At 70.8% G+C, this 24,635-nt stretch carries 23 protein-coding genes and 1 tRNA gene; 13 read left to right on the top strand and 11 right to left on the bottom strand.

Annotation, left to right across the window (positions count from 1 at the left end):
- Positions 1-242: 242 nt before the first annotated feature.
- The 4 genes from HJG45_RS27395 to HJG45_RS27380 form a co-directional block, all read right to left on the bottom strand.
- The gene (locus HJG45_RS27395) at positions 243-443 is read right to left on the bottom strand and encodes a hypothetical protein (protein WP_171617072.1); all 201 of its coding nucleotides are present in this window, start codon (positions 441-443) and stop codon (positions 243-245) included.
- 39 nt (positions 444-482) lie between these two features.
- Positions 483-878: a hypothetical protein gene (locus HJG45_RS27390; protein WP_171617070.1), complete on the bottom strand. Its 396-nt coding sequence runs from the start codon at positions 876-878 to the stop codon at positions 483-485.
- A 45-nt stretch (positions 879-923) separates the two neighbouring features.
- The gene (gene glnA / locus HJG45_RS27385) at positions 924-2,345 is read right to left on the bottom strand and encodes a type I glutamate--ammonia ligase (protein WP_171617068.1); all 1,422 of its coding nucleotides are present in this window, start codon (positions 2,343-2,345) and stop codon (positions 924-926) included.
- Between the two features lie 201 nt (positions 2,346-2,546).
- Positions 2,547-2,885 (bottom strand): P-II family nitrogen regulator, encoded by a 339-nt coding sequence (locus HJG45_RS27380; protein WP_111469688.1) that lies wholly within the window; start codon positions 2,883-2,885, stop codon positions 2,547-2,549.
- Between the two features lie 381 nt (positions 2,886-3,266).
- Here HJG45_RS27380 and HJG45_RS27375 point away from each other — a divergent pair, with 381 nt between their 5' ends.
- The 3 genes from HJG45_RS27375 (at position 3,267) to HJG45_RS27365 (ending at position 5,554) form a co-directional block, all read left to right on the top strand.
- Positions 3,267-4,460 (top strand): aminotransferase, encoded by a 1,194-nt coding sequence (locus HJG45_RS27375; protein ID WP_171617066.1) that lies wholly within the window; start codon positions 3,267-3,269, stop codon positions 4,458-4,460.
- Positions 4,461-4,605: 145 nt separating this feature from the next.
- Positions 4,606-4,681 (top strand) — tRNA-His (locus HJG45_RS27370).
- Between the two features lie 87 nt (positions 4,682-4,768).
- On the top strand, positions 4,769-5,554 hold the full coding sequence (locus HJG45_RS27365; RefSeq protein WP_171617064.1) for an SDR family oxidoreductase: 786 nt from the start codon (positions 4,769-4,771) through the stop codon (positions 5,552-5,554).
- 45 nt (positions 5,555-5,599) lie between these two features.
- Here the strand turns inward: HJG45_RS27365 and HJG45_RS27360 are convergent, their stop codons facing one another.
- Positions 5,600-5,950 carry a hypothetical protein gene (locus HJG45_RS27360; RefSeq protein ID WP_254452840.1) on the bottom strand — a complete coding sequence of 117 codons (351 nt, stop codon included), beginning with the start codon at positions 5,948-5,950 and terminating at the stop codon, positions 5,600-5,602.
- Between the two features lie 170 nt (positions 5,951-6,120).
- On the opposite strand from HJG45_RS27360, the gene HJG45_RS27355 reads away from it, so the two are divergent.
- The 3 genes from HJG45_RS27355 (at position 6,121) to HJG45_RS27345 (ending at position 9,550) form a co-directional block, all read left to right on the top strand.
- The gene (locus HJG45_RS27355) at positions 6,121-6,933 is read left to right on the top strand and encodes an aspartate dehydrogenase (RefSeq protein WP_217363060.1); all 813 of its coding nucleotides are present in this window, start codon (positions 6,121-6,123) and stop codon (positions 6,931-6,933) included.
- 34 nt (positions 6,934-6,967) lie between these two features.
- Complete coding sequence (locus HJG45_RS27350) at positions 6,968-8,077, top strand: sugar MFS transporter (protein ID WP_171617062.1); 1,110 nt, start codon at positions 6,968-6,970, stop codon at positions 8,075-8,077.
- A 162-nt stretch (positions 8,078-8,239) separates the two neighbouring features.
- Entirely contained in the window at positions 8,240-9,550 is a 1,311-nt protein-coding gene (locus tag HJG45_RS27345; RefSeq protein WP_171617060.1) for an MFS transporter, read from the top strand.
- A gap of 174 nt (positions 9,551-9,724) precedes the next feature.
- On the opposite strand, the gene HJG45_RS27340 is transcribed toward HJG45_RS27345, so the two are convergent.
- Both HJG45_RS27340 and HJG45_RS27335 read right to left on the bottom strand, forming a co-directional pair.
- Positions 9,725-10,915 carry a M20 aminoacylase family protein gene (locus tag HJG45_RS27340; protein WP_171617058.1) on the bottom strand — a complete coding sequence of 397 codons (1,191 nt, stop codon included), beginning with the start codon at positions 10,913-10,915 and terminating at the stop codon, positions 9,725-9,727.
- Positions 10,916-11,030: 115 nt separating this feature from the next.
- Positions 11,031-12,749 carry a dihydroxy-acid dehydratase gene (locus HJG45_RS27335; RefSeq protein WP_171617056.1) on the bottom strand — a complete coding sequence of 573 codons (1,719 nt, stop codon included), beginning with the start codon at positions 12,747-12,749 and terminating at the stop codon, positions 11,031-11,033.
- A gap of 419 nt (positions 12,750-13,168) precedes the next feature.
- Between HJG45_RS27335 and rplM the strand changes: the two genes are divergently transcribed.
- The 4 genes from rplM (at position 13,169) to HJG45_RS27315 (ending at position 15,819) form a co-directional block, all read left to right on the top strand.
- Complete coding sequence (rplM, locus tag HJG45_RS27330) at positions 13,169-13,666, top strand: 50S ribosomal protein L13 (RefSeq protein ID WP_171617054.1); 498 nt, start codon at positions 13,169-13,171, stop codon at positions 13,664-13,666.
- A 2-nt stretch (positions 13,667-13,668) separates the two neighbouring features.
- The gene (rpsI, locus tag HJG45_RS27325) at positions 13,669-14,163 is read left to right on the top strand and encodes a 30S ribosomal protein S9 (protein ID WP_171617052.1); all 495 of its coding nucleotides are present in this window, start codon (positions 13,669-13,671) and stop codon (positions 14,161-14,163) included.
- A gap of 133 nt (positions 14,164-14,296) precedes the next feature.
- Positions 14,297-15,250 carry an N-acetyl-gamma-glutamyl-phosphate reductase gene (argC, locus tag HJG45_RS27320; RefSeq protein ID WP_171617050.1) on the top strand — a complete coding sequence of 318 codons (954 nt, stop codon included), beginning with the start codon at positions 14,297-14,299 and terminating at the stop codon, positions 15,248-15,250.
- A gap of 5 nt (positions 15,251-15,255) precedes the next feature.
- The gene (locus HJG45_RS27315; protein ID WP_171617048.1) at positions 15,256-15,819 is read left to right on the top strand and encodes a gamma carbonic anhydrase family protein; all 564 of its coding nucleotides are present in this window, start codon (positions 15,256-15,258) and stop codon (positions 15,817-15,819) included.
- Positions 15,820-15,971: 152 nt separating this feature from the next.
- On the opposite strand, the gene HJG45_RS27310 is transcribed toward HJG45_RS27315, so the two are convergent.
- From HJG45_RS27310 to HJG45_RS27300, 3 genes are read right to left on the bottom strand one after another with little or no spacing between them, the layout of a single operon-like run.
- Complete coding sequence (locus tag HJG45_RS27310) at positions 15,972-17,483, bottom strand: tripartite tricarboxylate transporter permease (protein ID WP_171617046.1); 1,512 nt, start codon at positions 17,481-17,483, stop codon at positions 15,972-15,974.
- A 32-nt stretch (positions 17,484-17,515) separates the two neighbouring features.
- Positions 17,516-18,046 (bottom strand): tripartite tricarboxylate transporter TctB family protein, encoded by a 531-nt coding sequence (locus HJG45_RS27305; protein WP_171617044.1) that lies wholly within the window; start codon positions 18,044-18,046, stop codon positions 17,516-17,518.
- A 12-nt stretch (positions 18,047-18,058) separates the two neighbouring features.
- Positions 18,059-19,060, bottom strand: coding sequence for a tripartite tricarboxylate transporter substrate binding protein (locus HJG45_RS27300; RefSeq protein ID WP_171617042.1), 1,002 nt, complete (start codon positions 19,058-19,060; stop codon positions 18,059-18,061).
- A 222-nt stretch (positions 19,061-19,282) separates the two neighbouring features.
- Between HJG45_RS27300 and HJG45_RS27295 the strand changes: the two genes are divergently transcribed.
- The 3 genes from HJG45_RS27295 to HJG45_RS27285 all read left to right on the top strand — a co-directional run bounded on the left by HJG45_RS27295 (position 19,283) and on the right by HJG45_RS27285 (position 22,683).
- Positions 19,283-20,800: an acyl--CoA ligase gene (locus tag HJG45_RS27295; protein ID WP_171617040.1), complete on the top strand. Its 1,518-nt coding sequence runs from the start codon at positions 19,283-19,285 to the stop codon at positions 20,798-20,800.
- Positions 20,801-20,873: 73 nt separating this feature from the next.
- On the top strand, positions 20,874-21,851 hold the full coding sequence (locus HJG45_RS27290) for a 2-dehydropantoate 2-reductase (RefSeq protein WP_171617038.1): 978 nt from the start codon (positions 20,874-20,876) through the stop codon (positions 21,849-21,851).
- A 163-nt stretch (positions 21,852-22,014) separates the two neighbouring features.
- Positions 22,015-22,683, top strand: a complete 669-nt coding sequence (locus tag HJG45_RS27285) for a hypothetical protein (RefSeq protein WP_171617036.1) — start codon at positions 22,015-22,017, stop codon at positions 22,681-22,683.
- A gap of 10 nt (positions 22,684-22,693) precedes the next feature.
- On the opposite strand, the gene HJG45_RS27280 is transcribed toward HJG45_RS27285, so the two are convergent.
- Positions 22,694-24,496, bottom strand: coding sequence for an alpha/beta hydrolase (locus tag HJG45_RS27280; protein ID WP_171617034.1), 1,803 nt, complete (start codon positions 24,494-24,496; stop codon positions 22,694-22,696).
- Positions 24,497-24,635 lie beyond the last annotated feature (139 nt).

Genomic DNA, 24,635 nt, shown 5'->3' with positions numbered 1-24,635 from the left:
AACCGGGTGCTGTTACGCAGAGATACGGTGAGGGTTGCCTGCTACGCGAAATCGGCACTCGATTCGCCCGTCGCTTCGGATCGTGGTCGGGCCGCGCGCAAGGTCGATGTCAAGGTGCCTGTCGAAGCCGTCGCGTCCCGCTGCCCTGCCGCCGCTTCGCCGCGGCAGGCTGTGACGGATGCTGTGCGGGAGAATCCCGGCGGAGCCCCCGCGCAGACGCGAAGCGGCTTCGCGGGGAGCGGCTAGCCCCGTCGGCGCCCGATCAGGCGCGCGACCAGCATGAGCAGCACCCCCAGCGCGACCAGGCCATAGGTGGCGGGGGCCGAGCGGATGGCCGCGATGATCGCCTCCGGGATCTCCATCAGCCGGTCCCAGCCGAAGACATGCGCGGCGATCCCGAGCAGCACGAGCAGCGCTCCGAGCGACCAGAGCGATCGCGCCATGCATGTCCTCCCCTCAGCCAGCCGGATCGGCGCGCCGGATCAGCCGACGCGCCCGGCGCGGTCGCGCTCCAGCGCCGCATCGATCAGCCGCCGGTCGCGCATTTCCTGCTTGCGGCCCCGCACGACGAGGACGGCCCATAGCACGGCCAGCCCCCAGGTCATCAGGCCGGGGATGAAGGGCAGGACGAGCAGCACCAGGCCCGCCAGCCAGAGCAGGGCGTTGAAGATCGCCTGGAAGGGCCGGCCAGCAGGATCGCCAAGGGTGGGACGAACAGCGCGAGGAGGTACATGGCGTCTCCAGAAACCGTCGGATCCGGGCCGGGTTGCCCCGCGGCACGCCGGGGCGATGCCCTGCCCCAGCAAGATGAAGCCGCCCAAAGATGAAACCGCCCATGACAAAGCCGCCGGGGTGGTGCCCCGGCGGCGATGCAGCATTGGCGGTTGGCGCCGCCCGGGCGGGGCGGCGCCGGACCGGCCGGTTCAGACCGAGTAGTACATCTCGAACTCGACCGGGTGCGGGGTGTGCTCGAACCGGTACACCTCGTTCCACTTGAGCTCAATGTAGCTGGCGATCTGGTCCTCGGAGAAGACGCCGCCCTCGAGGAGGAATTCGTGATCCGCCTCGAGCGCGCCGAGCGCTTCGCGCAGCGAGCCGCAGACCGTCGGGATGCCCTTCAGCTCCTCCGGCGGCAGGTCGTAGAGATCCTTGTCCATCGGGTCGCCCGGATGGATCTTGTTCTTGATCCCGTCCATCGCCGCCATGGTGAGCGCGGCATAGGCGAGGTAGGGGTTCGCCGACGGGTCGGGGAACCGCACCTCGACGCGCTTCGCCTTCGGGCTGGTGGTGTAGGGGATGCGGCAGGAGGCGGAGCGGTTGCGGGCCGAATAGGCCAGCAGCACCGGCGCCTCGAAGCCCGGGATCAGCCGCTTGTAGGAGTTGGTGGAGGGGTTGGTGAAGGCGTTCACCGCCTTGGCGTGCTTGATGATGCCGCCGATGGCGTAGAGGCACATCTCGCTCAGATCGGCATAGCCGGTGCCGGCGAACATCGGCTTCCCTTCCTTCCAGATGGAAAGATGGGTGTGCATGCCCGAGCCGTTGTCGCCGTAGATCGGCTTCGGCATGAAGGTCGCGGTCTTGCCGTAGCTGTGCGCCACGTTGTGCACGCAGTACTTGTAGATCTGCATCTGGTCGGCCATCGTGACCAGCTTGCCGAAGCGGGTGCCGAGCTCGTGCTGCGACTGCGCCACCTCGTGGTGGTGCTTCTCGATCGGCAGGCCCATCTCGCCCATGGTCGAGAGCATCTCGGCGCGCAGGTCCTGCTCGCTATCGACCGGCGGGACCGGGAAGTAGCCGCCCTTCACGCCGGGCCGGTGGCCCATATTGCCTTCCGGGTACTCCTTCATGTTGGCGCCCGGGCCCTCGATGCTCTCGAGGAAGTAGCTGCCGAAATTGCCGCCGGTGCCGAAGCGCACGCTGTCGAAGACGAAGAACTCGGCCTCGGCGCCGACCAGCACCGTGTCGCCGACGCCGCTCGACTGCACATAGGCCGAGGCGAGCTTGGCCGTGGCGCGCGGGTCGCGGGCGTAGAACTGGCCGGTCGAGGGCTCGATGATGTCGCAGATCAGGATCAGCTGCGGCTTGGCGGAGAACGGATCCATGCAGGCCGTCTCGGCATCCGGCATCAGGATCATGTCGGACTCGTTGATCGCCTTCCAGCCGGCGATCGAGGAGCCGTCGAACATGATGCCGTCGACGAAGGTGTCCTCGCTGACGGTGGAGACGTGCTGGGCGGTATGCTGCCACTTGCCGCGCGGATCGGTGAAGCGGAAGTCCACGTACTCGACGCTGTGCTCCTTGATCATGTCCATGACCTTGGAGACGGCGGCTGCGTTATCTGCCATGTCGTCCGTCCTGTACTCTATGACTGGTCCCGGAGAGCCTTGCGGGCTCTCCCCTTCGCCCCCTAGGCGCGGCGCACGCCGCAACCCGCGCCCGCGCCGCCCGAGGGGCTGCGCGGGACCCGGGTTCGCCGCCGCGGGCCGTGGGCTCGTCCCGGCCGCGGCGTGTCTGCGGCAGCCCGTCCCGGCGGGCCGCCGCTCCGATCAGACCGCGTCCTCACCCCGTTCGCCGGTGCGGATGCGGATGACATCCTGGATGTCGGAGATGAAAATCTTGCCGTCGCCGATGCGACCTGTCCGCGCGGCCTGCTGGATCGCCTCGACCGCGCGCTCGATGAGGTCGTCGGTGCAGACGACCTCGATCTTCACCTTCGGCAGGAAGTCCACGACGTATTCGGCCCCGCGGTAGAGTTCCGTATGGCCCTTCTGGCGCCCGAAGCCCTTGGCCTCGACCACGGTGAGACCCTGCAATCCGATCTCGTGCAGGGCATCCTTCACCTCGTCGAGCTTGAAGGGCTTGATGATGGCCTCGATCTTCTTCATCGGCTCCGCTTTGTGTTCCGGGGATGGTCTTCGATCCGAAGCTGTCCCGGCATGACGCTTCCTCCTGACCTCTCCGCCCTTCCGGCGGTGCCGGCCGCAGGTGTTTTGCACGCCCCGTGCCACCGGTTCAATCGGCCCCCGGCGCGAAATCCGCCGCTCTCGACGGGATTTGTGCCTGAATGTACGGCAAAATGCCCAATGTTTCGGCAGGACCTGCCCCGCTCTCCGGCTTGCCGCAGCGACGGCCGAAACCCATTATGCGCCGCACCAAGGGCATGCTCCGCCCGCGCCCGCCCGGGCGGGCCCCGAAGCGGGCACGGCTGGGCCGGGGCGGGCGGGGCATGCCCGATTCCTTTGATCCAGCGGAAGGGCAAGGGCGGAATGCAGCCCCAGAACAGCCTGCTATCGGCCACCGGCACGACGATCTTCACGGTCATGAGCGCGCTGGCGCTGGAGCATGGCGCCATCAACCTCGGCCAGGGCTTCCCCGACTATGACGGCCCAGAGGACGTGATCGAGGCGGCCGCGGCGGCGCTCAGGGATGGCCGCAACCAGTATCCGCCGCTGACCGGCGTGCCGGAGCTCCGCCAGGCCGTCGCCGCGCATAACCGCCGCTTCTACGGCATCGAGGCCGATCCGGCGAGCGAGGTGGTGGTCACCTCCGGCGCCACCGAGGCGATCACCGCCTGCCTCATGGCGGTGCTCAATCCCGGCGACGAATGCGTGCTGATCGAGCCGCTCTACGACACCTACCTGCCGGTGGTGAAGCTGCTCGGCGCGGTGCCGAAGCTCGTTCGCCTCTCACCGCCCGACTGGGCGCTGCCGCGGGCCGAGCTCGCCGCCGCCTTCGGGCCGAAGACCAAGGCGATCCTGCTCAACACGCCGATGAACCCGACCGGCAAGGTCTTCACCAATGCCGAGCTCGCCTTCCTCGCCGAGCTGATCCGCCGGCACGATTGCTTCGCCATCTGCGACGAGGTCTACGAGCACCTCACCTTCGACGGCTGGAAGCACATCCCGCTGATGACCCTGCCCGGCATGCGCGAGCGCTGCATGCGCATCGGCAGCGCCGGCAAGACCTTCAGCCTCACCGGCTGGAAGGTGGGCTACATCACCTGCGACCGCAGCCTCGCCGGCAATGTCGCCAAGGCGCATCAGAACCTCACCTTCACGACGGCGCCGAACCTGCAGCGCGGCGTCGCGGTCGGGCTGATGAAGGAGGATGCCTATTTCGCCGGCCTCTCGGCGCAGCTCCAGGCCAAGCGCGACCGCCTTGCCCGTGGCCTGGCGGAGATCGGCTTCGGCGTGCTGCCGACCCAGGGCTCCTACTTCATCACCACCGATGTCCGGCCGCTCGGCTTCAACGGCGACGACGTCGCCTTCTGCCGGACCATCACCGAGGAGGCGAAGGTGACCGCCATCCCGGTCACCGCCTTCTACGCCTCGGCCGAGGCGCCGAGCCACTATGCCCGCTTCGCCTTCTGCAAGGGCGAGGCGGTGCTGGACGAGGCGCTCGGCCGGCTGCGGGCCTGGGCGGCAGGGCGCGGCCGGCAGTTGACGGCGGCGGCCGGCTAGAGCGGATCGCGGGAGGGCGCGAGCGCCCGGACGCGTGACTCCGCCCTGCAATCAATCGTCCAGGGCGGCGTGCGGGCAATCTTGACCGTATGCCGCCCTAGCCCTATCACGCGCCGCCCGGGTGCCACGGCGCCCGGGCCCGGTGGCGGCCATAGCTCAGTTGGTAGAGCGCCAGGTTGTGGTCCTGGATGTCACGGGTTCGAGTCCCGTTGGTCGCCCCATCTTCCTCCTTCCCGCCCCACTCTTTCCCCTGGGCCACCGGCCGGGCAGGATGCCGCGCATCGGTGAGGAAGCGGGGGGAAGACTCCATGGAATTGCGACTGGATGGCCGCGCGGCGTTGATCACCGGCGGCTCGAAGGGGCTCGGCCTCGCCATCGCGCAGGCCTTCGCCAAGGCCGGGGCGCAGGTGGCGATCGTCGCGCGCGGCGCCGAGCCGCTGAAGCAGGCGGCGGCCGAGATCGGCCGCGCCGCGCCGGGCGCCGCCATCGCCCCGATCGCCGCCGATATCAGCACCGCCGAGGGCTGCGAGGCGGCCTTCGCCGCGGCCGAGAAGGCCTTCGGCAAGCTCGACATCCTGGTGAACAACGCCGGCACCAGCCAGCGCGGCCCCTTCCTCGAGATCTCTGACGCGCTCTGGCAGAACGATCTCGACCTGAAGCTCTTCGCCGCCATCCGGCTCGGGCGGCTGGCCTGGCCGGGCATGCAGGCGCGGCGCTGGGGGCGCATCATCAACGTGCTCAACACCGGCGCCAAGGCGCCGCCGGCCGAGGGGGCGCCGACCGCGGTCAGCCGCGCCGCCGGCATGGCGCTGACCAAGGTGCAGGCGAATGAGGGCGCCAAGCACAACATCCTGGTCAATGCGCTCCTGGTCGGGCTGATCGACAGCGACCAGCACCGCCGCCGGCACGCCGCGAGCAAGACCACCGAGAGCTACGAGGAGTGGCTCGGCAAGCTCGGCGCCAGCCTGCCGATGGGCCGCTACGGCCGGCCGGAGGAGTTCGCCGCGACGGCGCTGTTCCTCTGCAGCGAGGCGGGCGGCTACATCGCCGGCACCGCCATCAACGTCGATGGCGGGCGCAGCCCGGTGGTCTGAAGGCCGGGACCCGGGGAGGGGCCGCGGCCGCCTCCCCGGCAGGGTTCAGCGATTGGCCGGATAGGCGCCGGAGGTGTTCGAGCGGGTGGCGCGGTCATAGGCGCGCTGCGCCGCCGTGCCCGACGGATTGGCCGCCGTGCCATCCGCCTGCCGCGGATAGGCGCCCGAGACATCCGTGCCGGCGGCGCGGTCGAGCGCCCGCTCGGCGGCGGTGCCGGTGGGGTTGTTGCCGGTGCCATCGGCGCTGGTCCGCGGATTGCTGGTGGCCTTGTCATAAGCCCGCTGCAGGGCGGTGCTCGGCGGGTTGCCGGGGCTGCCGTCGCGCGTGTTGCTGCAGGCGGCGAGTCCGGTCAGCAGCGCCGCGGCGGCGAGGCCGCGCAGGAGAGGGGATGCCAAGATGATGGTCCTCCGTATTCGATTAGAGACCTGCGGTTGAGCCGGTCGTTGCGCATAGCGCAGCAAGGCGAGGTCGGTTCCGCCCCGCCCCTCGTGCGCGGCGCCGCACTCTGCTAACCGCGGCATGCGGCGCGGGCGGCGCTTGGCCGCGGCAGGACAGGAGTGGCAGCATGGCGGGCGAGATGACGGTTGCGATCGGCGGGCTGGGCGCCATCGGCGCGCATCTCGCGCGCGCCCTCGATGCCGGGGTCGAGGGCCTGCGCCTCGTCGCGGTGAGCGCGCGCGACCAGGAGAAGGCGCGGCGCGGCATCGCCGGCTTCCGCGCGCCGCCCCGCCTCGTCGCCCTGCCGGAGCTCGCCGCCGCCGCGGATATCGTCGTCGAGGCGGCGCCGGCCGCGGTCTTCGAGCAGATCGCAGAGCCGGCGATCGCCGCGGGCCGCATCTTCGTCCCCTCCTCGGTCGGGGCGCTGCTGCCGCGCATGCAGCTCGTCGCGCGGGCGCGCGAGACCGGCGCGCGCATCGTCGTGCCGACCGGCGCTCTGCTCGGCCTCGATGCGGTGCGGGCGGCGGCGGAGGGGAGCGTCTCGAGCGTGACGATCGAGACCCGCAAGCCGCCGCGCGGGCTCGAGGGCGCGCCCTATCTGGTCGAGAGGAGCGTCGATCTCGGCGGCATCGCCGCGCCGACCGTGGTCTTCCGCGGCAATGCCTTCGACGCCGCCCGCGGCTTCCCGGCGAATGTGAACGTCGCGGCCGCCCTGGCGCTGGCCGGCATCGGCCCCGAGCGCACCATGGTCGAGATCTGGGCCGATCCGACAGTCACCCGCAACACCCACACCATCCGCGTCGAGGCCGAGGCGGCGCGGCTGACCATGACGATCGAGAACGTGCCGAGCGAGGAGAATCCCCGCACCGGCAAGGTCACGCCGCTCTCCATCCTCGCCTGCCTGCGCGGGCTGACGAGCACGCTGAAGGTGGGGAGCTAGGCGCAGGGGGCCAGGCACGAGGTCCACGCCTGCCATGCCGCTGCTGGTCCTCGCCTATATCGCCTTCATCGGGCTCGGCCTGCCGGACCCGCTGCCCGGCACGCTCTGGCCGGTGCTGCGGCTGGACTACGGCCGGCCGGAAGCCGCGCTCGGCCTGCTGCTGCTCGCCGTCTCGGGCGGGACGATGGCGGCCAGCCTGCTCGCCGGCCGCGCCATGGCCGCCTTCGGCACCGGCGGCGTGCTGGCCGGAAGCCTCGGCATCACCGCGCTTGCGGCCGTCGCCGCCTCCCTGGCGCCGCCCTGGGCGGTGCTGGTCATGCTGGCGCTGCTGAGCGGGCTCGGCGCCGGGGCGGTGGATGCGGCGATGAACCTCTTCGCCGCCGCGCGCTTCGCGCCGCGCCACCTGAACTGGATGCATGCCTGCTGGGGCGTCGGCGCCACGCTGAGCCCGGCCATCGCCACCCTCCTGCTCGCCGGCGGCGGGTCGTGGCGGCAGGTCTATCTCGTCATCGGCCTGCTGCTCGGCGCGCTGTCCCTCGCCTTCGGCCTGACGCGGCGGCGCTGGGGCGGGCCGGCGCAGGAGAGCGGCCCGGCGGCCTCCATCGGCGGCGCGCTGCGGAGCGCCATGGCGCGGCGGCAGATCCTCGCCTTCTTCGTCTATTGCGGCGTCGAGGCGGGCACCGGGCAGTGGCTGGCGACGGTGCTGGTGGCGGCGCGCGGCGCCGATCCGGCGATGGCCGGCGCCGCGACGACGCTGTTCTGGGGCGCCCTGGCGGCGGGCCGGGTCGGGCTCGGCTTCGTCGTCGACCGGATCGGGCCGGACCGGATGCTGCGCCAAGCGGTGCTGGTCGCGGCGCTCGCCTCCGCCGGCTTCGCCTTCGCGCCGGCCGGGCTGGACCTCGTCTCCGTCGGCCTGCTCGCCGTGGCGCTGGCGCCGCTCTACCCGACGCTGATGGCGCGCACCCCGGCGCGGCTCGGCGGGCCGCTCGCGGTCCATGCGGTCGGCTTCCAGGTGGCGGCGGCGACGCTCGGCGCCGGCCTGCTGCCGGCCCTGCTCGGCCTCGCGCCGGTCGCGCTGGTGCCGGTGCTGCTGCTCGGCCTCGCCTTGCTGCTCGCCTGGCTGGTCCAGCGCATCGCCGCATGAACCACGGGTAATCCCGCGCCCCGAGCCCCCGGCGCAACGAGCGCAGGCAGGCCTGGATCGATGGCCGCTGGGCGTGTATCGGGGCCGCCGCGCGGCCGCCTCCCCGGCGGGCCGGGCGCGCCCGGCGCCGCAGTGGCGCCGGGGCGCAGGGAGAAGAGACGCATGTCCGCCAGCACCACCTCGGCGCTGGAACGTGAGACGATGGCGCGCGTGTCGCGCCGCCTGGTCCCGTTCCTGATGCTCTGTTACTTCATTGCCTATCTCGACCGGGTGAATGTCGGCTTCGCCGCGCTCGAGATGAACAAGGCCCTCGGCCTCAGCCCCACCGCCTATGCCTGGGGCGCGGGCATCTTCTTCCTCGCCTATTTCCTCTTCGAGGTGCCGAGCAACGTCATCCTGGAGAAGGTCGGCGCGCGGCGCTGGATCGCCCGCATCATGATCACCTGGGGCATCCTCTCGGGCTGCATGGCGCTGGTGCAGGGCGAGTGGAGCCTCTACCTCGTCCGCTTCCTGCTCGGCATCGCCGAGGCCGGGTTCTTCCCGGGCATCATCCTCTACCTGACCTACTGGTTCCCGGCGACCTACCGGGCCGGCATCGTCGGCGCCTTCATGGTCGCCATCCCGATCTCGACGGTCATCGGCGCGCCGATCTCCGGCATGCTGCTCGGCCTGCACGGCGTGATGGGCCTCGATGGCTGGCAGTGGCTCTTCATCATCGAGGCGGTCCCGGCGGTGCTGCTCTCCGGCGTGGTGCTGTTCTACCTCACCGACAAGCCGGCCGATGCGCAATGGCTGGAGCCGGCGCAGCGCGAATGGCTGGCGAACCGGCTCGAGCAGGAGCGGCAGAGCAAGGAGGCGGTGGTGCACTTCACCCTCGGCGAGGCGCTGCGCCATCCGCGGGTGATCGGCCTTGGCTTGGTCTATTTCGGCGTGGTCGCCGCGAATTACGGCCTGTCCTTCTGGCTACCGCAGATCGTCAAGGGCTTCGGGCTGAGCAACCTCGCCACCGGCTTCGTCACCGCCATCCCCTATGCCTTCGGCGCCGTCGCCATGGTGCTCTGGGGCCGCAGCTCGGACCGCACGGGCGAGCGGGTCTGGCACACCGCCGGGGCAGCGATCCTGGCGGCGGCCGGCCTCGGCGCCTGCGCCATGCTGAGCGACCCGGTGATGGTGATGCTGGTGCTGAGCATCGGCGCGCTCGGCATTTTCGGCTGCCTGCCGCCCTTCTGGACGCTGCCGACCGCGCTGCTCTCGGGCAGCGCCGCGGCGGGCGGCATCGCGCTGATCAACTCGATCGGCAACCTGGCGGGCTTCGTCGGGCCCTATGCGGTGGGCTGGGTGAAGGAAAGCACCGGCAGCTTCGCCATGGCGCTGCTGGCCCTCGCCGCCCTGCCGCTCGCGGCCGGCATCCTGGTGCTGGCGATGGGCCACGACCCGGCCCTCGAGCGGCGGGAGCCGGCGCCCGCCGAGTGAATTCCCCACGATGTCGCTTCGCGCCTTCGTGGGGGCCCCGTGATTCGCTCCTGGACCTTGATGCGTCACAGCCTGCCGCGGCGAAGCCGCGGCAGGGCAACGGGAAGCGACGGGTTTGGCAGGCGTTCGACGGCCTGGACCATGATCCGCGAACCCGTGTGAGCGGAAAATGTCCTAGCCGCGCGGCAGTTGCTGCTCGACCAGCATCGCCCAGTAGCTCGCCCCGATCGGCAGCACCGCGTCGTTGAAGTCGTAGCGGGGATGGTGCACCTGCGGGTCGGCTGGGCCGCGGCCGGCGCCGAGCATGATGTAATTCCCGGTCTTGGCGTTCAGCATGTAGGAGAAATCCTCGCCCCCCATGGTGAGGCGGGGCATCTCCACCACCCGCGCCTCGCCCGCGACCGCGAGCGCCGCCCGCCGCGCCAGCTCGGTGCTCTCGGGGTCGTTGACGACGGCGGGATAGCCACGGTCGAAGACCGCCTCGGCCGCGGCGCCGAAGGCCGTGGCGATGCCGGTGACGAGGCTGGTGAACTTCTCCTCCAGCAGGTCGCCCACCTCCGGCTTGAACCAGCGCGCGGTGCCGCGGAGCGTGACGCTCTGCGGGATGACGTTCCAGGTGTCGCCGCCCTGGATGTGGCCGATGGTGATCACCCCGGCCTCGACCGGCTCGACATTGCGCGCGACCACGCTCTGCAGCGCGGTGACGATCTGCGAGGTGATGACGATCGGGTCGTTGCCCTGATGCGGCATCGCGCCATGCGCGCCCTTCCCGGTGATGGTCGCGCGCAGATTGGCCGTCGCCGCCATGACCGGGCCGTTGCGCCAGAGGAAGCTGCCCTCCGGCGCGCCGGGCCAGTTGTGCATGCCGAAGACGCGCTGCATCGGGAAACGCTCGAACAGCCCCTCCCGCACCATGACGTTGCCGCCGCCGCCGGCCTCCTCGGCGGGCTGGAAGATCAGGTAGACGGTGCCGTCGAAATTGCGCGTCTCGGCCAGGTAGCGGGCGGCGCCGAGCAGCATGGTGGTGTGCCCGTCATGGCCGCAGGCATGCATCTTCCCGGGGATGGTGGAGGCATAGGGGAGGCCGGTCGCCTCCTCGATCGGCAGGGCGTCCATGTCGGCCCGCAGCCCGATGGCCCGGCCGCTTCCGCCCTGGTCACCTCCACCCTGGCCGCGGATGACGCCGACCACGCCGGTCCCGGCGATGCCGGTATGGACCTCGTCGCAGCCGAAGGCGCGCAGCTTCTCCGCCACGATGCCGCTGGTCCGGACTTCCTCGAAGGCGATCTCCGGATGCGCGTGGAAATCCTGCCGCCAGGCCGTGAGCTCGGGGTGGAATTCCGCAATACGGTTCAGGATCGGCATTGGTTTGGACCCGGACTTGACTGCTGCACCCTATCAGGTGCCGGGCCGGCGGATGCAAGCCCGGCGCGGGCTCCGCGCGGGGGCGCGGACCGGCCCGGCGGCCGGTCCCCTGCCGTCACTCCCCGTCGGGGCGGAGGAAGCCGAGATCGACGCCGTCCGGCGCCTGCAGCACCTCGTCATGCACCAGCCGGTCCCAGCCGCGCCGCGGCCGGGCGGGCGGGCGCCAGGCGGCGCGGCGGCGGCCCAGCTCGTCCTCCTCCACCAGCAGGTCGAGCCGCCGCTCCCGCACCGAGAGGCGCACCCGGTCGCCGGTCTCGACCAGGGCCAGCGGGCCGCCGGCCGCCGCCTCGGGGGCGATGTGCAGGACGATGGTGCCGAAGGCGGTGCCGGACATCCGGCAGTCGCTCATCCGCACCATGTCCTTCACCCCGGCCCGGGCGAGCTTGCGCGGGATCGGCAGGTATCCCGCCTCCGGCATCCCGGCCGGGGTCAGCGGCCCGGCATTCTTCAGGACCAGGATGTCCTGCGGCGTCACCTCCAGCCCGTCATCGTCGATGCGGCGGGCGAGGTCCTCCAGCCCATCGAAGACGACGCAGCGCGCCTCGGTCTCGAACAGCGCCGGGGTGGCGGCGCTGCGCTTGAGGATGGCGCCGTCCGGGGCGAGGCTGCCGAAGAGCGCGACCAGCCCTCCGACCGGGCTGACCGGCGCCTCCCGCGCCCGGATATAGGTGCGGTCGACAAAGGCGGGGCCGGCCTCGATCTGCTCCGCCAGCGTGCGGCCATAGAGGTCGATGGTGTCGAGATGCAGCAGGTCGCGCAGCTCCCGCAGCAGGGCGACCATGCCGCCGGCGGCGTGGAAATCCTCCATATAGCCCTCGCCGGTCGGCTTCAGGTCGACCAGCACCGGCGTCTCCTCCGAGAGGGCGTCGAGCCGCCGGAGGTCGATCGCGACGCCGGCGCGGCCGGCGATGGCGGTCAGGTGGATCAGCGCATTGGTCGAGCCGCCGAGGGAGAGCAGGACGCGCAGCGCATTCTCGACGCTCTTCGGGGTGATGAGCTGCGAGGGGCGGATGGGGTTTTGGATGAGCTGCACGGCCAGCGCCCCGGCCTCCTCGGCGATGCGCAGCCGGTCGGCATGCACCGCCGGCGCCGAGGCGGCCATCAGCGGCATGAAGCCGAGCGTCGCGGCGAGGCAGGCCATGGTGGAGGCGGTGCCCATGACGCCGCAGGTGCCGGCGGTGGTGGCGAGCTTGCCCTCGATCTCGCCGATCCGCTCGGCCGAGACGTCGCCGGCGCGGTAGCGCGCCCAGTAGCGGCGGCAATCGGTGCAGGCGGCCAGCCGCTCGCCCTCGAAGCGCTGCGCCAGCATCGGGCCGGTGACCAGCATGGCGCTCGGGACATCGGCGCTGGCCGCCGCCATGAGCTGCGCCGGCACCGTCTTGTCGCAGCCGCCGATCAGCACCGCCGCATCCATGGGCTGGGCCGAGAGCATCGCCTCGGTGTCGAGCGCCATCAGGTTGCGGTAGTGCATGGAGGTGGGCGTCAGCGAGGGCTCGCAGAGGCTGACCGTCGGGAAGGCGAGGGGGAGGGCGCCGGCGGCCAGCACGCCGCGCTTCACCGCTTCGCGCAGCTCGGGCACGGTGCGGTGGCAGTTGTTGTAGTCGCTCGCCGTGTCGGCGATGCCGACCACGGGCTTCTCCAGCATCGTGCGGGAATAGCCCATGGAGGCGGCGAAGCTGCGCCGCAGGTAGAGGGCGAAGTCGAGATCGCCGTAATTGGCGACGTTGCGGCCGAGGCCCTTCGGGGGACTGCCTTGGGGTGGTTTCGTGCTCATCTCGCCGCTCCTCCGCCCCGGCACCGGCCGACCCGCCTCAGCCCGGCGGGCGATGGCAGACGCAGCAGCGCGTCTTGCCGTCCGGGTCGCGCATATAAGCCCCGCAACGGTCGGCATGGTAGTGCGGCCGGAGGCCGGGTCCACCCTCATCCGCCCCGCTGGCCGGGCGGCGACCGCAGGGCATCGTAGAAGGCGATGGCGCGCCGGATGTCGCTCGCGCCGAGGCTGGCATGGCGGAACATGGAGCGTCCCGCTATCGGCGGAGGACGGCAGGATGGATGGGCGGACAGGCCCCGGCAGTCCCGGCCGCGATGATGCGGTATCATGATACCGTTGCCTTAAAATGCTGATTATGCCTTGACCTGCGCACCGCCAGCCGTCATAAGGCGCGCCTCTTTCAGACCGGACCCGCTCGGACGATGCCGCAGCTGCAGACGCAGACCCGCTCGCTGAAGCCGGCGGAGGTGCAGAAGGCCTGGGTGGTGGTGGATGCGGAGGGCCTCGTGCTCGGCCGCCTCGCCACCATCATCGCCAACCGCCTCCGCGGCAAGCACAAGCCCCAGTTCACCCCGCATGTCGATTGCGGGGACCACGTCGTCGTGGTGAATGCCCGCAAGGTGAGGGTGACCGGCCAGAAGGCCGAGCAGTCCATCTTCTACTGGCACACCGGCTATCCCGGCGGGATCAAGCAGCGCACGGTGCGCGAGCGGCTCGAGGGCCGGCACCCGGAGCGCGTGATCGAGAAGGCGGTGGAGCGGATGATCACCCGCGGCCCGCTCGGCCGTCGCCAGATGAAGAACCTGCATGTCTATGCCGGCCCCGAGCATCCGCATGCCGGCCAGCAGCCCGCGTCGCTCGACGTCGCCGGCATGAACCGCAAGAATGTCGCCGCTGGCGGCGCACGGAAGGTGGCCTGAGCATGAGCGAGCAGACGACCGGCACGCTCGCCGACCTGAAGACGCTGGTGCAGGGCACGCCCGCCGCCGGCGAGGCGTCCTCGGCGCCGCGCGAGCCGAAGCGTGACCAGTGGGGCCGCGCCTATGCCACCGGCCGCCGCAAGGATGCGGTCGCCCGCGTCTGGGTGAAGCCCGGCAAGGGGCAGATCGAGGTGAACGGCAAGCCGGTGGTGCAGTATTTCGCCCGCCCCGTGCTGCGGATGCTGATCACCCAGCCCTTCCTGGTGGCCGACCGCTACCAGCAGTTCGACGTCACCGCGACGGTGACCGGCGGCGGCCTGTCCGGCCAGGCCGGCGCGGTGCGGCACGGCATCAGCCGCGCCCTGACGAATTACGAGCCGGAGCTGCGCTCCATCCTGAAGAAGGCCGGCTTCCTGACCCGCGACCCGCGCGTCGTCGAGCGGAAGAAGTACGGCAAGGCGAAGGCGCGACGTTCCTTCCAGTTCAGCAAGCGCTGACGCTGGGGGCCGGCGTCACGCGCCGGTCCGCAACAGGACTGTTCATCGGAGAGGGGCGGGCCCGCACAGGGTCCGCCCCTCTTGCATTTCCGGCCGCATTGCGCGGTCAATGGGCGGCAGAGGAGAGCACGCCATGGCCAAGGGCAGCATCCCCACGGTGTTCATCGATGGCGAGGCCGGCACCACCGGCCTGCAGATCCGCGAGCGGCTGAACCTGCTGCCGCATGTCGCGGTCCGCAGCATCGACCCCGCCCGCCGCAAGGACCCCGAGGCGCGCCGCGCGCTGATGGCCGAGGTCGATCTCGTCATCCTCTGCCTGCCCGATGCGGCGGCGAAGGAGAGCGCGGCGCTGGCCGCCTCGCTCGGCGCCGAGGCGCCCAAGGTGCTCGATGCCAGCACGGCGCACCGGGTGGATCCGGACTGGGCCTATGGCCTGCCGGAGCTCTCGCCGGAACAGCCGGCGAGGATCGCCGCGGCGGCGCGCGTCTCCAATCCCGGCTGCTACCCGACAGGGGCCATCCTGCTGTTGCGGCCGCTGATCGAGGCGGGGCTGCTGCCGGCCGACTTTCCGGTCTCGGTCAATGCGGTCTCCGGCTATTCCGGCGGCGGCAACAGCATGATCGCGGCCTACGAGGCCCGTACCGCGCCGGATTTCGAGCTCTACGGGCTTGGGCTGGAGCACAAGCACATCGCCGAATTGCAGCTCTATTCGGGCCTCACCCGGCGGCCGATCTTCGTCCCCTCGGTCGGCGACTTCCGCCAGGGCATGATCGACAGCGTCCCGCTGCATCTCGACCTGCTGCCGGGCCGGCCGCGGCCGGAGGAGATCGAGGCGGTGCTGGCGCGGCGCTATGCCGGCAGCGACTATGTCCGCGTCGTCCCGGCCGAGGCGAAGCTGGAGCCGGAGGCGTTGAACAACACCAACCTGCTGGAGCTGCGCGTGCACGGCAATGCGGCGCGGCAGCAGGCGGTGCTCACGGCGCGCTACGACAATCTCGGCAAGGGCGCCTCGGGTGCTGCCGTGCAAAATCTCGGCCTCATGCTCGGCGTGCCGGTCGAGACGCGGCTCGCGGCCGCGGCGGAGTAGGACGCATGGATCAGCAGGTCGCGGCGGTGCTGCCGCCGCTCTATCCCTTCGAGGGCAAGGTGCCCGTGCTGCAGCCCGGCGCCTGGGTGGCGGCGACCGCCGCGGTGATCGGCGATGTCGAGATCGCCGAGGGCGCCAATGTCTGGTATCACTGCGTGCTGCGCGGCGACACCAACATCATCCGCATCGGCCCGCGCTCGAACATCCAGGACGGCACGATCGTCCATGTGAATTCCGGGCGCGCCACCTCGGACAACTTCGCCACCATCGTCGGCGCCGACGTCACCGTCGGGCATGCCGCGATCATCCATGCCTGCCGGCTGGAGGACCGCGCCTTCGTCGGCATGGGGGCGACGGTGCTCGACGGCGCGGTGATCGAGGAGGGCGGCGTGCTCGCCGCGGGCAGCGTGCTGCCGCCGGGCAAGCGCATCGGCCGGCTTGAGCTCTGGATGGGCAATCCGGCCAAGCTGTTGCGCGTGCTGACCGAGGAGCAGCGGGCTGGCTTCGACCGCACGGCGCCGCATTACGTGGAGCTGGCCGGGCGGCACCGGGCCTCGCTGGGGCGCTGAGGCACGCGTTGGCGAGGAAGGGAACGGCATTCCCCCTGGCTAGACCATGATCCGCTCACACAGGGTCGCGGATCATGGTCCAGGCCGTTGTTTGATCGCGTGAGTCACGCTTTTCGGTGAGTCCACCTCAAGCGATCACGCTCTAGCACCCGCTATGCCGCCTGGGCGCGGGGGCCGCCGGCCAGCGCGCCGCGGGCCCAGGCGAGGGCCGGCCAGAGGAGCAGGGCGAGACCGGCCGCCATGATCCCGCCGCTCAGCCAGTTGTGGAAGAAGATGCCGAGGTCTCCATTGCTGACCAGCAGCGACTGCCGGAAGGCCTCTTCCGTCCGATCGCCGAGAACCAGCGCCAGCACCAGCGGCGCCAGCGGGTAGTCGAGCTTCTTCATCACATAGCCGACGATGCCGAAGATCAGCATCAGCACGATGTCGAACTCGGCGTTGCTGACCGTGTAGGCGCCGATGGCGCAGACCGTCAGGATCAGCGCGGCGATGATCGGGAAGGGCACCCGCAGGATCGCGGCGAACCAGGGCACCGCCACCAGCACCACCAGCAGCCCGGCGACGTTGCCGAGATACATGGAGGCGACGAGGCCCCAGACGAACTCCTTCTGCTCGACGAAGAGCATCGGCCCCGGCTGCAGCCCCCACATGATCAGGCCGCCGAGCAGCACCGCCGCGGTGGGCGAGCCCGGCACGCCGAGGGTCAGCATCGGCAGCAGGGCCGAGGTGCCGGCGGCATGCGCCGCGGTCTCGGGCGCGACCACGCCCTCGATCCTGCCCTGCCCAAAGCCGGCCGGGTCCTTCGACATCCGGCGGGCGACGCCGTAGGACATGAAGGAGGCCGGGGTGGCGCCCGCCGGCGTGATACCCATCCAGCAGCCGATGACGGCCGAGCGGATCGCCAGGAACCAGTGCCGCGGCAGCTCCGCCCAGGTGCGCAGCACCACCTTCAGGTCGATCTTCGCCTTCTGTCCCCGGAAGTGCAGCCCCTCCTCGATCGAGCAGAGGATCTCGCTGATGCCGAAGAGGCCGATGACCGCGACCAGGAAGTCGAAGCCGCGGATCATCTCCTCCGAGCCGAAGGTCATGCGGAGCTGGCCGGTCACGGTGTCCATGCCGACCGCGGCCAGCAGGAAGCCCAGCATCATCGCGGCGAGGGTCTTCAGCGGCGAGCCCTTCGCCATGCCCACGAAGCAGGCGAAGGAGAGGAACATCACCGCGAAGAATTCCGGCGGCCCGAAGCGCAGGGCGAAGCCGGCGACGATCGGCGCGACGAAGGTGATCATCACCACCGCGACGAAGGCGCCGAAGAAGGAAGAGGTGAAGGCCGCCGTCAGCGCCTCGCCGGCCCGGCCCTGCTGCGCCATCGGGTAGCCGTCGAAGGTGGTGGCGACGGACCAGGGCTCGCCTGGGATGTTGAACAGGATGGAGGTGATGGCGCCGCCGAACAACGCGCCCCAGTAGATGCAGGAGAGCATGATCACCGCCGAGACCGGCGGCATGGCGAAGGTCAGCGGCAGCAGGATGGCGATGCCGTTGGCGCCGCCGAGGCCGGGCAGCACGCCGATCAGCACGCCGAGCACGACGCCGACCAGCATGAGCAGCATGTTCCCGGGCTGCAGGGCCACGGCGAAGCCCTGCATCAGGAGGCCGATTTCTTCCATGGGAGAGGGTATCCGGGCGGGGCGTCGGACGGTCAGAAGCCGAGCAGCTCTTCGATCGGACCCTTGGGCAAGCCGACCAGGAACCAGACCTCGAAGGTGACGAAGGCCACCAGCGCCGTCGCGGCGGCTGCCGGCAGCGCGCTGCGCCAGGTGAACTCGCCGAGGCGCGTCATGAAGTAAGCGACCAGCGCCGCGGAGGCCAGGTAGATGCCGCTCAGTGGGATGGCGGCGACGTAGAAGACCGTCGGGATCAGCACCGACATCACCAGGCGGAGCTGCGGCCAGGTGACGAACATCGCTTCGGCCGCCGCGCCCCTGGCGCGCAGGACGGGGACCAGGCTGGCCAGGCTCGTGCCGGCCAGGATGAGGCCGATCCAGAAGGGGAAGTAGCCGGATTGCGGCCCTTCCGCGCCCCAGCCGGCGCCCAGCCGGCTGCTGTCCCAGATCGCCGCCGCGCCGATCAGGGCGAGCGCGATGGAGGTGGCCACCTCCATCGCGCTCCGCCGGACGCCCTGGCTGCTGCGGCCCGCGGCAGGGGCCAGATCGAGAGTGGTCGTGCTCATGGTCTCCATCCCTCAGGCCGGATTTGCCAGAAAGCCGGCATCCTGCATCAGCGACCGGTGCCGCTCGTCCTCGCGCGCCAGCCAGGCGCCGAAGGCCTCGCCGGTCAGGCTGGTGGTGTTGAAGGCGCCCTGCTGCATGAGATCCTTCCACTCCGGCGTCTCGCGCACCTTCGCCATGAGCCCCTCGTAGAAGGCGACCTGCTCCGGCTTCACGCCGGCCGGCATGAAGATGCCGCGCAGCATCAGGTAGTCGACGTCGAGGCCCTGCTCCCGGCAGGTCGGGATGTCGGACCAGGCCTGGGTCTCGGTCATCTTCCCGGTATCGGCCAGGCGCTTCGCGTCGAAGACGCAGAGCGGCCGCAGCGCGCCGGAGCGCCAGTGGGTCACCGCTTCGATCGGGTTGTTCACCGTGGCGTCGATATGGCCGCCGACCAGCTGCACCGCGACCTCGCCGCCGCCGCGGAAGGGCACGTAGGTGAACTGCGCGCCGCTCGCCTTGGTGATGGCGGCGGCGATGATCTGGTCCTCCTGCTTGGAGCCGGTGCCGCCGATCTTGAGGCGCTGCTGCTTCGCCGCGGCGATGAGGTCCTGCACCGACCGCCAGGGTGAATTCGCATTCACCCAGAACACGAACTCGTCCAGCGCCATCATGGTGACCGGGGTGAGGTCCTTCCAGTTGAAGGGCACCCCTGTTGCGAGCGGGGTCGTGAACAGGTTGGAGAGGGTGATGACCAGCATGTGCGGGTTGCCCCGCGCGCCCTTGGCCTCGAGGAAGCCCTCGGCGCCCGCGCCCCCCGCCTTGTTCACCACCACCATGGGCTGGCGCATGAGCGCGTGCTTGGAAACGATGCCCTGGATGACCCGCGCCATCTGGTCGGCGCCGCCGCCGGTCCCGGCGGGCACCACGAACTGCACGGGGCGGCTGGGCTCCCAGCCGCGGGCCTGCGCGCCGCCCGCGACGGCGGCGCCGGCGAGGCCCAGAAGAACCGAGCGGCGAGATGTCGCTACCGTCATACCCTCTCTTCCCGGATGCGCCAGGGGCGCAAGCTGCTGCTGCCGAAACACCTGTCATGTCCCGGCCTTGCCTCGGGCTTCGGGCCGAAAGTCAGGTAAAGCAACGAAAAGCGTGTAAAACACGCCACAAATTTCTTCCGCCTCCGGCGGGGAGCGGCTTGCCGTCCCGGAAGGGCTGTTGCACAGCAGGCCTCGCCGAGGCCCGCGAGGGGATGAAGAGTCATGACCGCTGCCAGCACCATTGCCGCACTGCTCGCCGCCGGGGAGGCCGGGCGGCCCGCCATCCGGGCGCCAGAGCGGCCTTCCCTGACCTATGCCGGGCTGCGGGCGCTGGCGGAGCGGACGGTGGCGGCGCTGAATTCCATCGGCATCGGCCGCAGCGACCGCGTCGCCATCGTGCTGCCGAACGGGCCGGAGATGGCGGCCGCCTTCGTCGCCATCGCCTGCGGCGCCACCACCGCGCCGTTGAACCCCGCCTATAAGGACGAGGAATTCGAGTTCTACCTCACCGACCTGAAGGCCCGGGCGCTGGTGATCCAGCAGGGCATGGAGAGCCCGGCGCGGGCCGTCGCCGCCCGGCTCGGCGTGCCGGTGGTCGAGCTGGTGCCGGGCGCGGCGGCGGGCGAGTTCACGCTGGAGGGCGGCACGCCGGGCCGCGCCGCGCAAGCGGGCGAGACGGAGCCGGATGACATCGCCCTGGTGCTGCACACCTCCGGCACCACCGCCCGACCGAAGATCGTGCCGCTGACCCAGACCAACGTCACCGCCTCGGCCGCCAACATCGCCCGCACCCTGGCGCTGACGCCCGAGGATGCCTGCCTCAACGTCATGCCCCTTTTTCACATCCACGGGCTGATCGCGGCGACGCTCTCCTCGCTCGCGGCCGGTGGCGCGGTGATCTGCACCCCGGGCTTCAACGCCCTGAAATTCTTTGGCTGGCTCGATGCCGAGCGACCGAGCTGGTACACCGCGGTGCCGACCATGCACCAGGCGATCCTGCAGCGCGCCGAGCGCAACCGGGAGATCATCGGCCGGGCGCCGCTGCGCTTCCTGCGCAGCTCCTCGGCCAGCCTGCCGGCCCAGGCGATGAAGGATCTGAGCGCCGCTTTCAACGCGCCGGTGATCGAGGCCTATGGCATGACCGAGGCCAGCCACCAGATGTGCAGCAACCCGCTGCCGCCGCGGCCGCAGAAGCCCGGCCTGGTCGGCCTGCCCGCCGGGCCGGAGGTGGCGATCATGGCCGATGACGGCCGCATCCTGCCGCAGGGCGAGATCGGCGAGGTGGTGATCCGCGGCCCCAACGTCACCAAGGGCTACGAGGCGAATCCGGAGGCCAATGCCAAGGCCTTCACTGATGGCTGGTTCCGCACCGGCGACCAGGGCATGTTCGACGCCGATGGCTACCTGCTGCTGACCGGCCGGCTGAAGGAGCTGATCAAGCGCGGCGGCGAGCAGGTCAGCCCGCTGGAGGTGGACGGCATCCTCTCCGAGCATCCGGCGGTCGCCCAGGCGCTCACCTTCAGCATCCCGCATCCGATGCTGGGCGAGGAGGTCGGGGCCGCGGTGGTGCTGCGCGAGGGCGCGGCCTGCACCGACCGGGAGCTGCGCGACTTCGCCGCGAAGCACCTCGCCGATTTCAAGGTGCCGCGGAAGATCGTCTTCCTGCCGGAGATCCCCAAGGGCGCGACCGGCAAGCTGATGCGCATCGGCCTGGCGGAGAAGCTCGGCATCACCGCCTGACGCGCCGCGCACCGCCTCCCTCGCGCCGCCGCGGCCCGGCCGCGGCGGCCGCCTCCGATCCGGATACACCGTCATGAAACTCTGCATCTTCGGCGCCGGCGCGATCGGCGGGCTGATGGCCGCGAAGCTGGCCATGAAGGGCGATGTCGACGTCACCGTTATCGCCCGCGGGCCGCATCTCGCCGCCATGCAGGCCAATGGGCTGAAGCTGATCAGCGAAGGCCAGGAGAGCGTGGTGCATCCGCGCTGCGTCGCCAGCGCCGAGGAGGCCGGGCCGCAGGACTACGTCCTCATCACCCTGAAGGCGCCCGCCCTGCCCGGCGCCGCGGTGCAGATGCAGCCGCTGATCGGCGAGGGCACCACCATCGTCTCGGCGGTGAACGGCATTCCCTGGTGGTACTTCCACAAGCTCGCCGGCCCCTATGAGGGGCGGCGGGTGACGAGCGTCGATCCGGATGGCGAGGTCGGCCGCCTGCTGCCGCCGGAGCGCGTGCTCGGCTGCATCATCTACCCGGCCGCCGAGGTGATCGAGCCGGGCGTGATCCGCCACACCTATGGCGACCGTTTCAGCCTCGGCGAGCCCGATGGCAGCCGCAGCGAGCGCGCCGCCGCCCTGGCCGCCGCCCTGGTCGGGGCCGGCTTCAAGGCGCCGGTGCGGCCGAAGATCCGCGACGAGATCTGGGTGAAGCTCTGGGGCAACATGGCCTTCAACCCGCTCTCGGCGCTGACCACGGCGACGCTCGACATCATCACCGGCGAGCCCGAGCTGCGGGCCGTGGCGCGGCAGATGATGCTGGAGGGCCAGGCGGTTGCCGAGGCGCTCGGCGTGCGCTTCGCCATCGATGTCGACAAGCGCATCGCCGGCGGCGCCGAGGTCGGCGCGCACAAGACCTCCATGCTGCAGGATCTGGAGAAGGGACGGCCGATGGAGGTGGATGCGCTGCTCGGCAGCGTCGTCGAACTGGCCGAGGTCACCGGGGTGCCGGCGCCGACCTGCCGGACGGTCCTGGCGCTGCTGCGCGGCCGGGCGCGTCTTGCCGGCTGCTATTGAATCCCCCACGAAACCGCTTCGCGGCGACCCCGGTGCTTCGCCTTGGTTTCGAGATGCGCCACAGCCTGCCGCGGCAGGGCAGCGGGCAGGGACGGTTCAAAGATTCCACCCCGGCGGGATCTGCTTTAGGGTCGGACGTCTCGGGAAGGAGCCAGCGCAGGCCGTGGTCGAATCGCTCAATGCCGCCCTCCGCCCGCGGCTGTCCCGCCGTCCGTTGCTTCTCGTCCTCGGCCTCGGCGCCTGCGCGGAGATGCGGCAGGCGCCGCCGCTGCTGCCGATCTCGGCCCTGACCAGCAACACCGCCGACCCGATCCGTGGCGCCATGCAGGCGATGACCCCGGCCCTGGCCGATCAGGGGCGCGGCCTGGCCGGCCGGCCCGCCGAGGCGGCGCAGGCGGCGGCGCAACTCGAATTCGTCACCGCCGCGATCCCGCGCGACTCGCGCTACGCGGCGGTGCCGGACAGCGTGCGGCGCGACTTCCTGCTCGCCCGCACGGAACTGCGCGATGCCCTCGGCGTCGCCGAGGATGCGGCGCCGGAGCCGGTGGTCCGCGCCCTGGTCACGGCGGCGCAGGCGCTGCGCCGCGGCGACGCGGCCCGCGCCGCGGCGGCGCTGCCGGCGCCGATGTTCCGCCCGGGCGGCGAGCGCAGCGTGCAGCGGCTGGGCGAACTCGGCCCCCTGCCGCAATGCGCCATCGCCAGCGCCAACCTGACGCAGGTGGTGGCCCGGCTGGACGCGACCGGCGGCTGGCCGGGCGGCAAGCCGAGCGAGACGAATGCCAATATCGGCTCGACCTTCGGCTTCGGCGCCGATACCAGCGTCGGCTACTGAGCCGCGCGCCTCAATCCACCGCCATCACCTTCACATAGCTGCCCGGCGCGTCCTCGATCGGCGGCAGCTTGCCGGCGCCGGGGAGGCGGGCCGGCACCTGCTCGCGCCCGAGCGCCGTCACCCAGCGCTGCCAGTCCGGCCACCAGGAGCCGGCGAGCTCGGTCGCGCTGCGGAACCACTCCTCCGGCTCGGGCGGCAGCTGCTCGTTCACCCAGTGGCTGTACTTGCCGGATTCCGGCGGGTTGATCACGCCGGCGATGTGGCCGGAGGCGGCGAGCACGAAGCGCACCGGGCCGCCATAGATCTGCGTCGCGCGATAGGTGCTCTTCCAGGGGGCGATGTGGTCCTCCCGCGCCGAGACCAGGTAGCAGGGGATCGTGATCTTCCGCAGGTCGATCTTCTCGCCCAGCAGCTCGATCGCGCCGGGCTTCACCAGGTCGTTCTGCTGGTACATGCGGCGCAGGTAGAAGCTGTGCATCCGCGCCGGCATGCGCGTGCTGTCGTCGTTCCAGTAGAGCAGGTCGAAGGGGAAGGGCTCCTGGCCGAGCAGGTAGTTGTTCACCACGAAGGACCAGATGAGGTCGTTGGCGCGGAGCATGTTGAAGGTCGTCGCCATCTCGCGTCCCTCGAGATAGCCGCGCTTTTGCATCTGCTCCTCGAGGCAGTGCAGCTGCTCCTCGTCGATGAAGACGCCGAGCTCGCCAGCCTCCTCGAAATCGACCATGGTCACGAAGAAGGTGGCCGATTTGATGCGCGTGTCGCCGCGCGCCGCCATATGCGCCAGCGTCGTCGCCAGCAGCGTGCCGCCGAGGCAGTAGCCGATGGCGTTGATCTCCCGCTCGCCGGTCGCCTGCTCGATGGCAGAGAGCGCGTCGTAGATGCCCTCCTGCATGTAGTCGTCGAAGCCCTTGCGGGCGAGCTGCTCGTCCGGGTTGACCCAGGAGGTGACGAAGACGGTGTGGCCCTGGTCCACGGCCCAGCGGATGAAGCTGTTCCGAGGCCGGAGGTCGAGGATGTAGAATTTGTTGATCCAGGGCGGCAGGATCAGCAGCGGCCGCTTCAGCACCGTACCGGTGGTCGGGCCGTATTGGATGAGCTGCATGAGGTCGTTCTGGTAGACGACCTTGCCCGGCGTCACCGCGATGTTCTCGCCGACCTTGAACTTGCTGTCGTCGGTCATGCGGATGCGCAGCCGGCCCTTGCCGCGCTCGAGATCGGCGAGGAGGTGCGACAGCCCCTTCAGCAGGTTCTCGCCGCCCGTCTCGGCGGTGCGGCGCAGCACCTCCGGATTGGTCAGCAGGAAATTCGAGGGGCTCATCGCATCGACGAATTGCCGCGTGTAGAAATCGACCTTCTGCGCCGCCTTGGGGTCGAGCCCCTCCACGCCGCCAACCACGGTCTGGACGTAGCGCGCCGAGAGCAGGTAGCTCTGCTTGATGAAGTCGAAGACCTCGTTCTCCCGCCAGGCCTCGTCCTTGAAGCGGCGGTCGCGCGGGTCCTCGGCGATCACCGGCGCGGGGGCCTCGCCCAGCATCCGCCGCGCCGTGTTCTGCCAAAGGGTGAGGTAGTCCTGCCAGAAGCCGAGCTGGGCCTGGACCAGCCGGGCCGGGTTGGCCATCAGCCGTGCCGTCATGTCGAGGAAGGCGCCGCCGATGTTCAGCGGGTCGGGCGTCGCTTCCGCCTCCGCCTGGCGGCGCAGGAAGTCGGTCACGATCCGCTGCCCGCGTTCGGCCACCTCGGACATGGTGCGCGTCACCAGCGCCGGGTCGGGCAGCCGGAATTGCGGGTGGTCGGGCGGCTTTTCCTGGTCCATGCGGCATTCTAACACTACCTGGGCACTTCAAGTCAGGCCTTGCCACCTCCATCTGGTCGCTGACGGACGTTGTGAGAGGTGGAGATGGCAGGATTGGGCGGCGTCGGCGGCGATCTCGATCGCTGGCTGGAGCCGTTTC

Origin of the sequence: Roseicella sp. DB1501 (assembly GCF_013112485.1) — a bacterium.
Classification (GTDB): domain Bacteria; phylum Pseudomonadota; class Alphaproteobacteria; order Acetobacterales; family Acetobacteraceae; genus Paracraurococcus.
This window is presented reverse-complemented; position numbering and strand designations above follow the sequence as displayed.

What these genes read in the sequence shown, in the direction of transcription:
- rplM (WP_171617054.1), top strand. Translation starts at nt 13,169, where the DNA reads ATGCCGCAGCTGCAGACGCAGACCCGCTCGCTGAAGCCGGCGGAGGTG.
- HJG45_RS27345 (WP_171617060.1), top strand. Translation starts at nt 8,240, where the DNA reads ATGTCCGCCAGCACCACCTCGGCGCTGGAACGTGAGACGATGGCGCGC.
- HJG45_RS27355 (WP_217363060.1), top strand. Translation starts at nt 6,121, where the DNA reads ATGGCGGGCGAGATGACGGTTGCGATCGGCGGGCTGGGCGCCATCGGC.
- HJG45_RS27305 (WP_171617044.1), bottom strand. Translation starts at nt 18,046, where the DNA reads ATGAGCACGACCACTCTCGATCTGGCCCCTGCCGCGGGCCGCAGCAGC.
- HJG45_RS27315 (WP_171617048.1), top strand. Translation starts at nt 15,256, where the DNA reads ATGGATCAGCAGGTCGCGGCGGTGCTGCCGCCGCTCTATCCCTTCGAG.
- HJG45_RS27310 (WP_171617046.1), bottom strand. Translation starts at nt 17,483, where the DNA reads ATGGAAGAAATCGGCCTCCTGATGCAGGGCTTCGCCGTGGCCCTGCAG.
- HJG45_RS27395 (WP_171617072.1), bottom strand. Translation starts at nt 443, where the DNA reads ATGGCGCGATCGCTCTGGTCGCTCGGAGCGCTGCTCGTGCTGCTCGGG.
- HJG45_RS27380 (WP_111469688.1), bottom strand. Translation starts at nt 2,885, where the DNA reads ATGAAGAAGATCGAGGCCATCATCAAGCCCTTCAAGCTCGACGAGGTG.
- glnA (WP_171617068.1), bottom strand. Translation starts at nt 2,345, where the DNA reads ATGGCAGATAACGCAGCCGCCGTCTCCAAGGTCATGGACATGATCAAG.
- HJG45_RS27340 (WP_171617058.1), bottom strand. Translation starts at nt 10,915, where the DNA reads ATGCCGATCCTGAACCGTATTGCGGAATTCCACCCCGAGCTCACGGCC.
- argC (WP_171617050.1), top strand. Translation starts at nt 14,297, where the DNA reads ATGGCCAAGGGCAGCATCCCCACGGTGTTCATCGATGGCGAGGCCGGC.
- HJG45_RS27350 (WP_171617062.1), top strand. Translation starts at nt 6,968, where the DNA reads ATGCCGCTGCTGGTCCTCGCCTATATCGCCTTCATCGGGCTCGGCCTG.
- HJG45_RS27365 (WP_171617064.1), top strand. Translation starts at nt 4,769, where the DNA reads ATGGAATTGCGACTGGATGGCCGCGCGGCGTTGATCACCGGCGGCTCG.
- HJG45_RS27280 (WP_171617034.1), bottom strand. Translation starts at nt 24,496, where the DNA reads ATGGACCAGGAAAAGCCGCCCGACCACCCGCAATTCCGGCTGCCCGAC.
- HJG45_RS27295 (WP_171617040.1), top strand. Translation starts at nt 19,283, where the DNA reads ATGACCGCTGCCAGCACCATTGCCGCACTGCTCGCCGCCGGGGAGGCC.
- HJG45_RS27335 (WP_171617056.1), bottom strand. Translation starts at nt 12,749, where the DNA reads ATGAGCACGAAACCACCCCAAGGCAGTCCCCCGAAGGGCCTCGGCCGC.
- rpsI (WP_171617052.1), top strand. Translation starts at nt 13,669, where the DNA reads ATGAGCGAGCAGACGACCGGCACGCTCGCCGACCTGAAGACGCTGGTG.
- HJG45_RS27300 (WP_171617042.1), bottom strand. Translation starts at nt 19,060, where the DNA reads ATGACGGTAGCGACATCTCGCCGCTCGGTTCTTCTGGGCCTCGCCGGC.
- HJG45_RS27290 (WP_171617038.1), top strand. Translation starts at nt 20,874, where the DNA reads ATGAAACTCTGCATCTTCGGCGCCGGCGCGATCGGCGGGCTGATGGCC.
- HJG45_RS27390 (WP_171617070.1), bottom strand. Translation starts at nt 878, where the DNA reads ATGCTGCATCGCCGCCGGGGCACCACCCCGGCGGCTTTGTCATGGGCG.
- HJG45_RS27375 (WP_171617066.1), top strand. Translation starts at nt 3,267, where the DNA reads ATGCAGCCCCAGAACAGCCTGCTATCGGCCACCGGCACGACGATCTTC.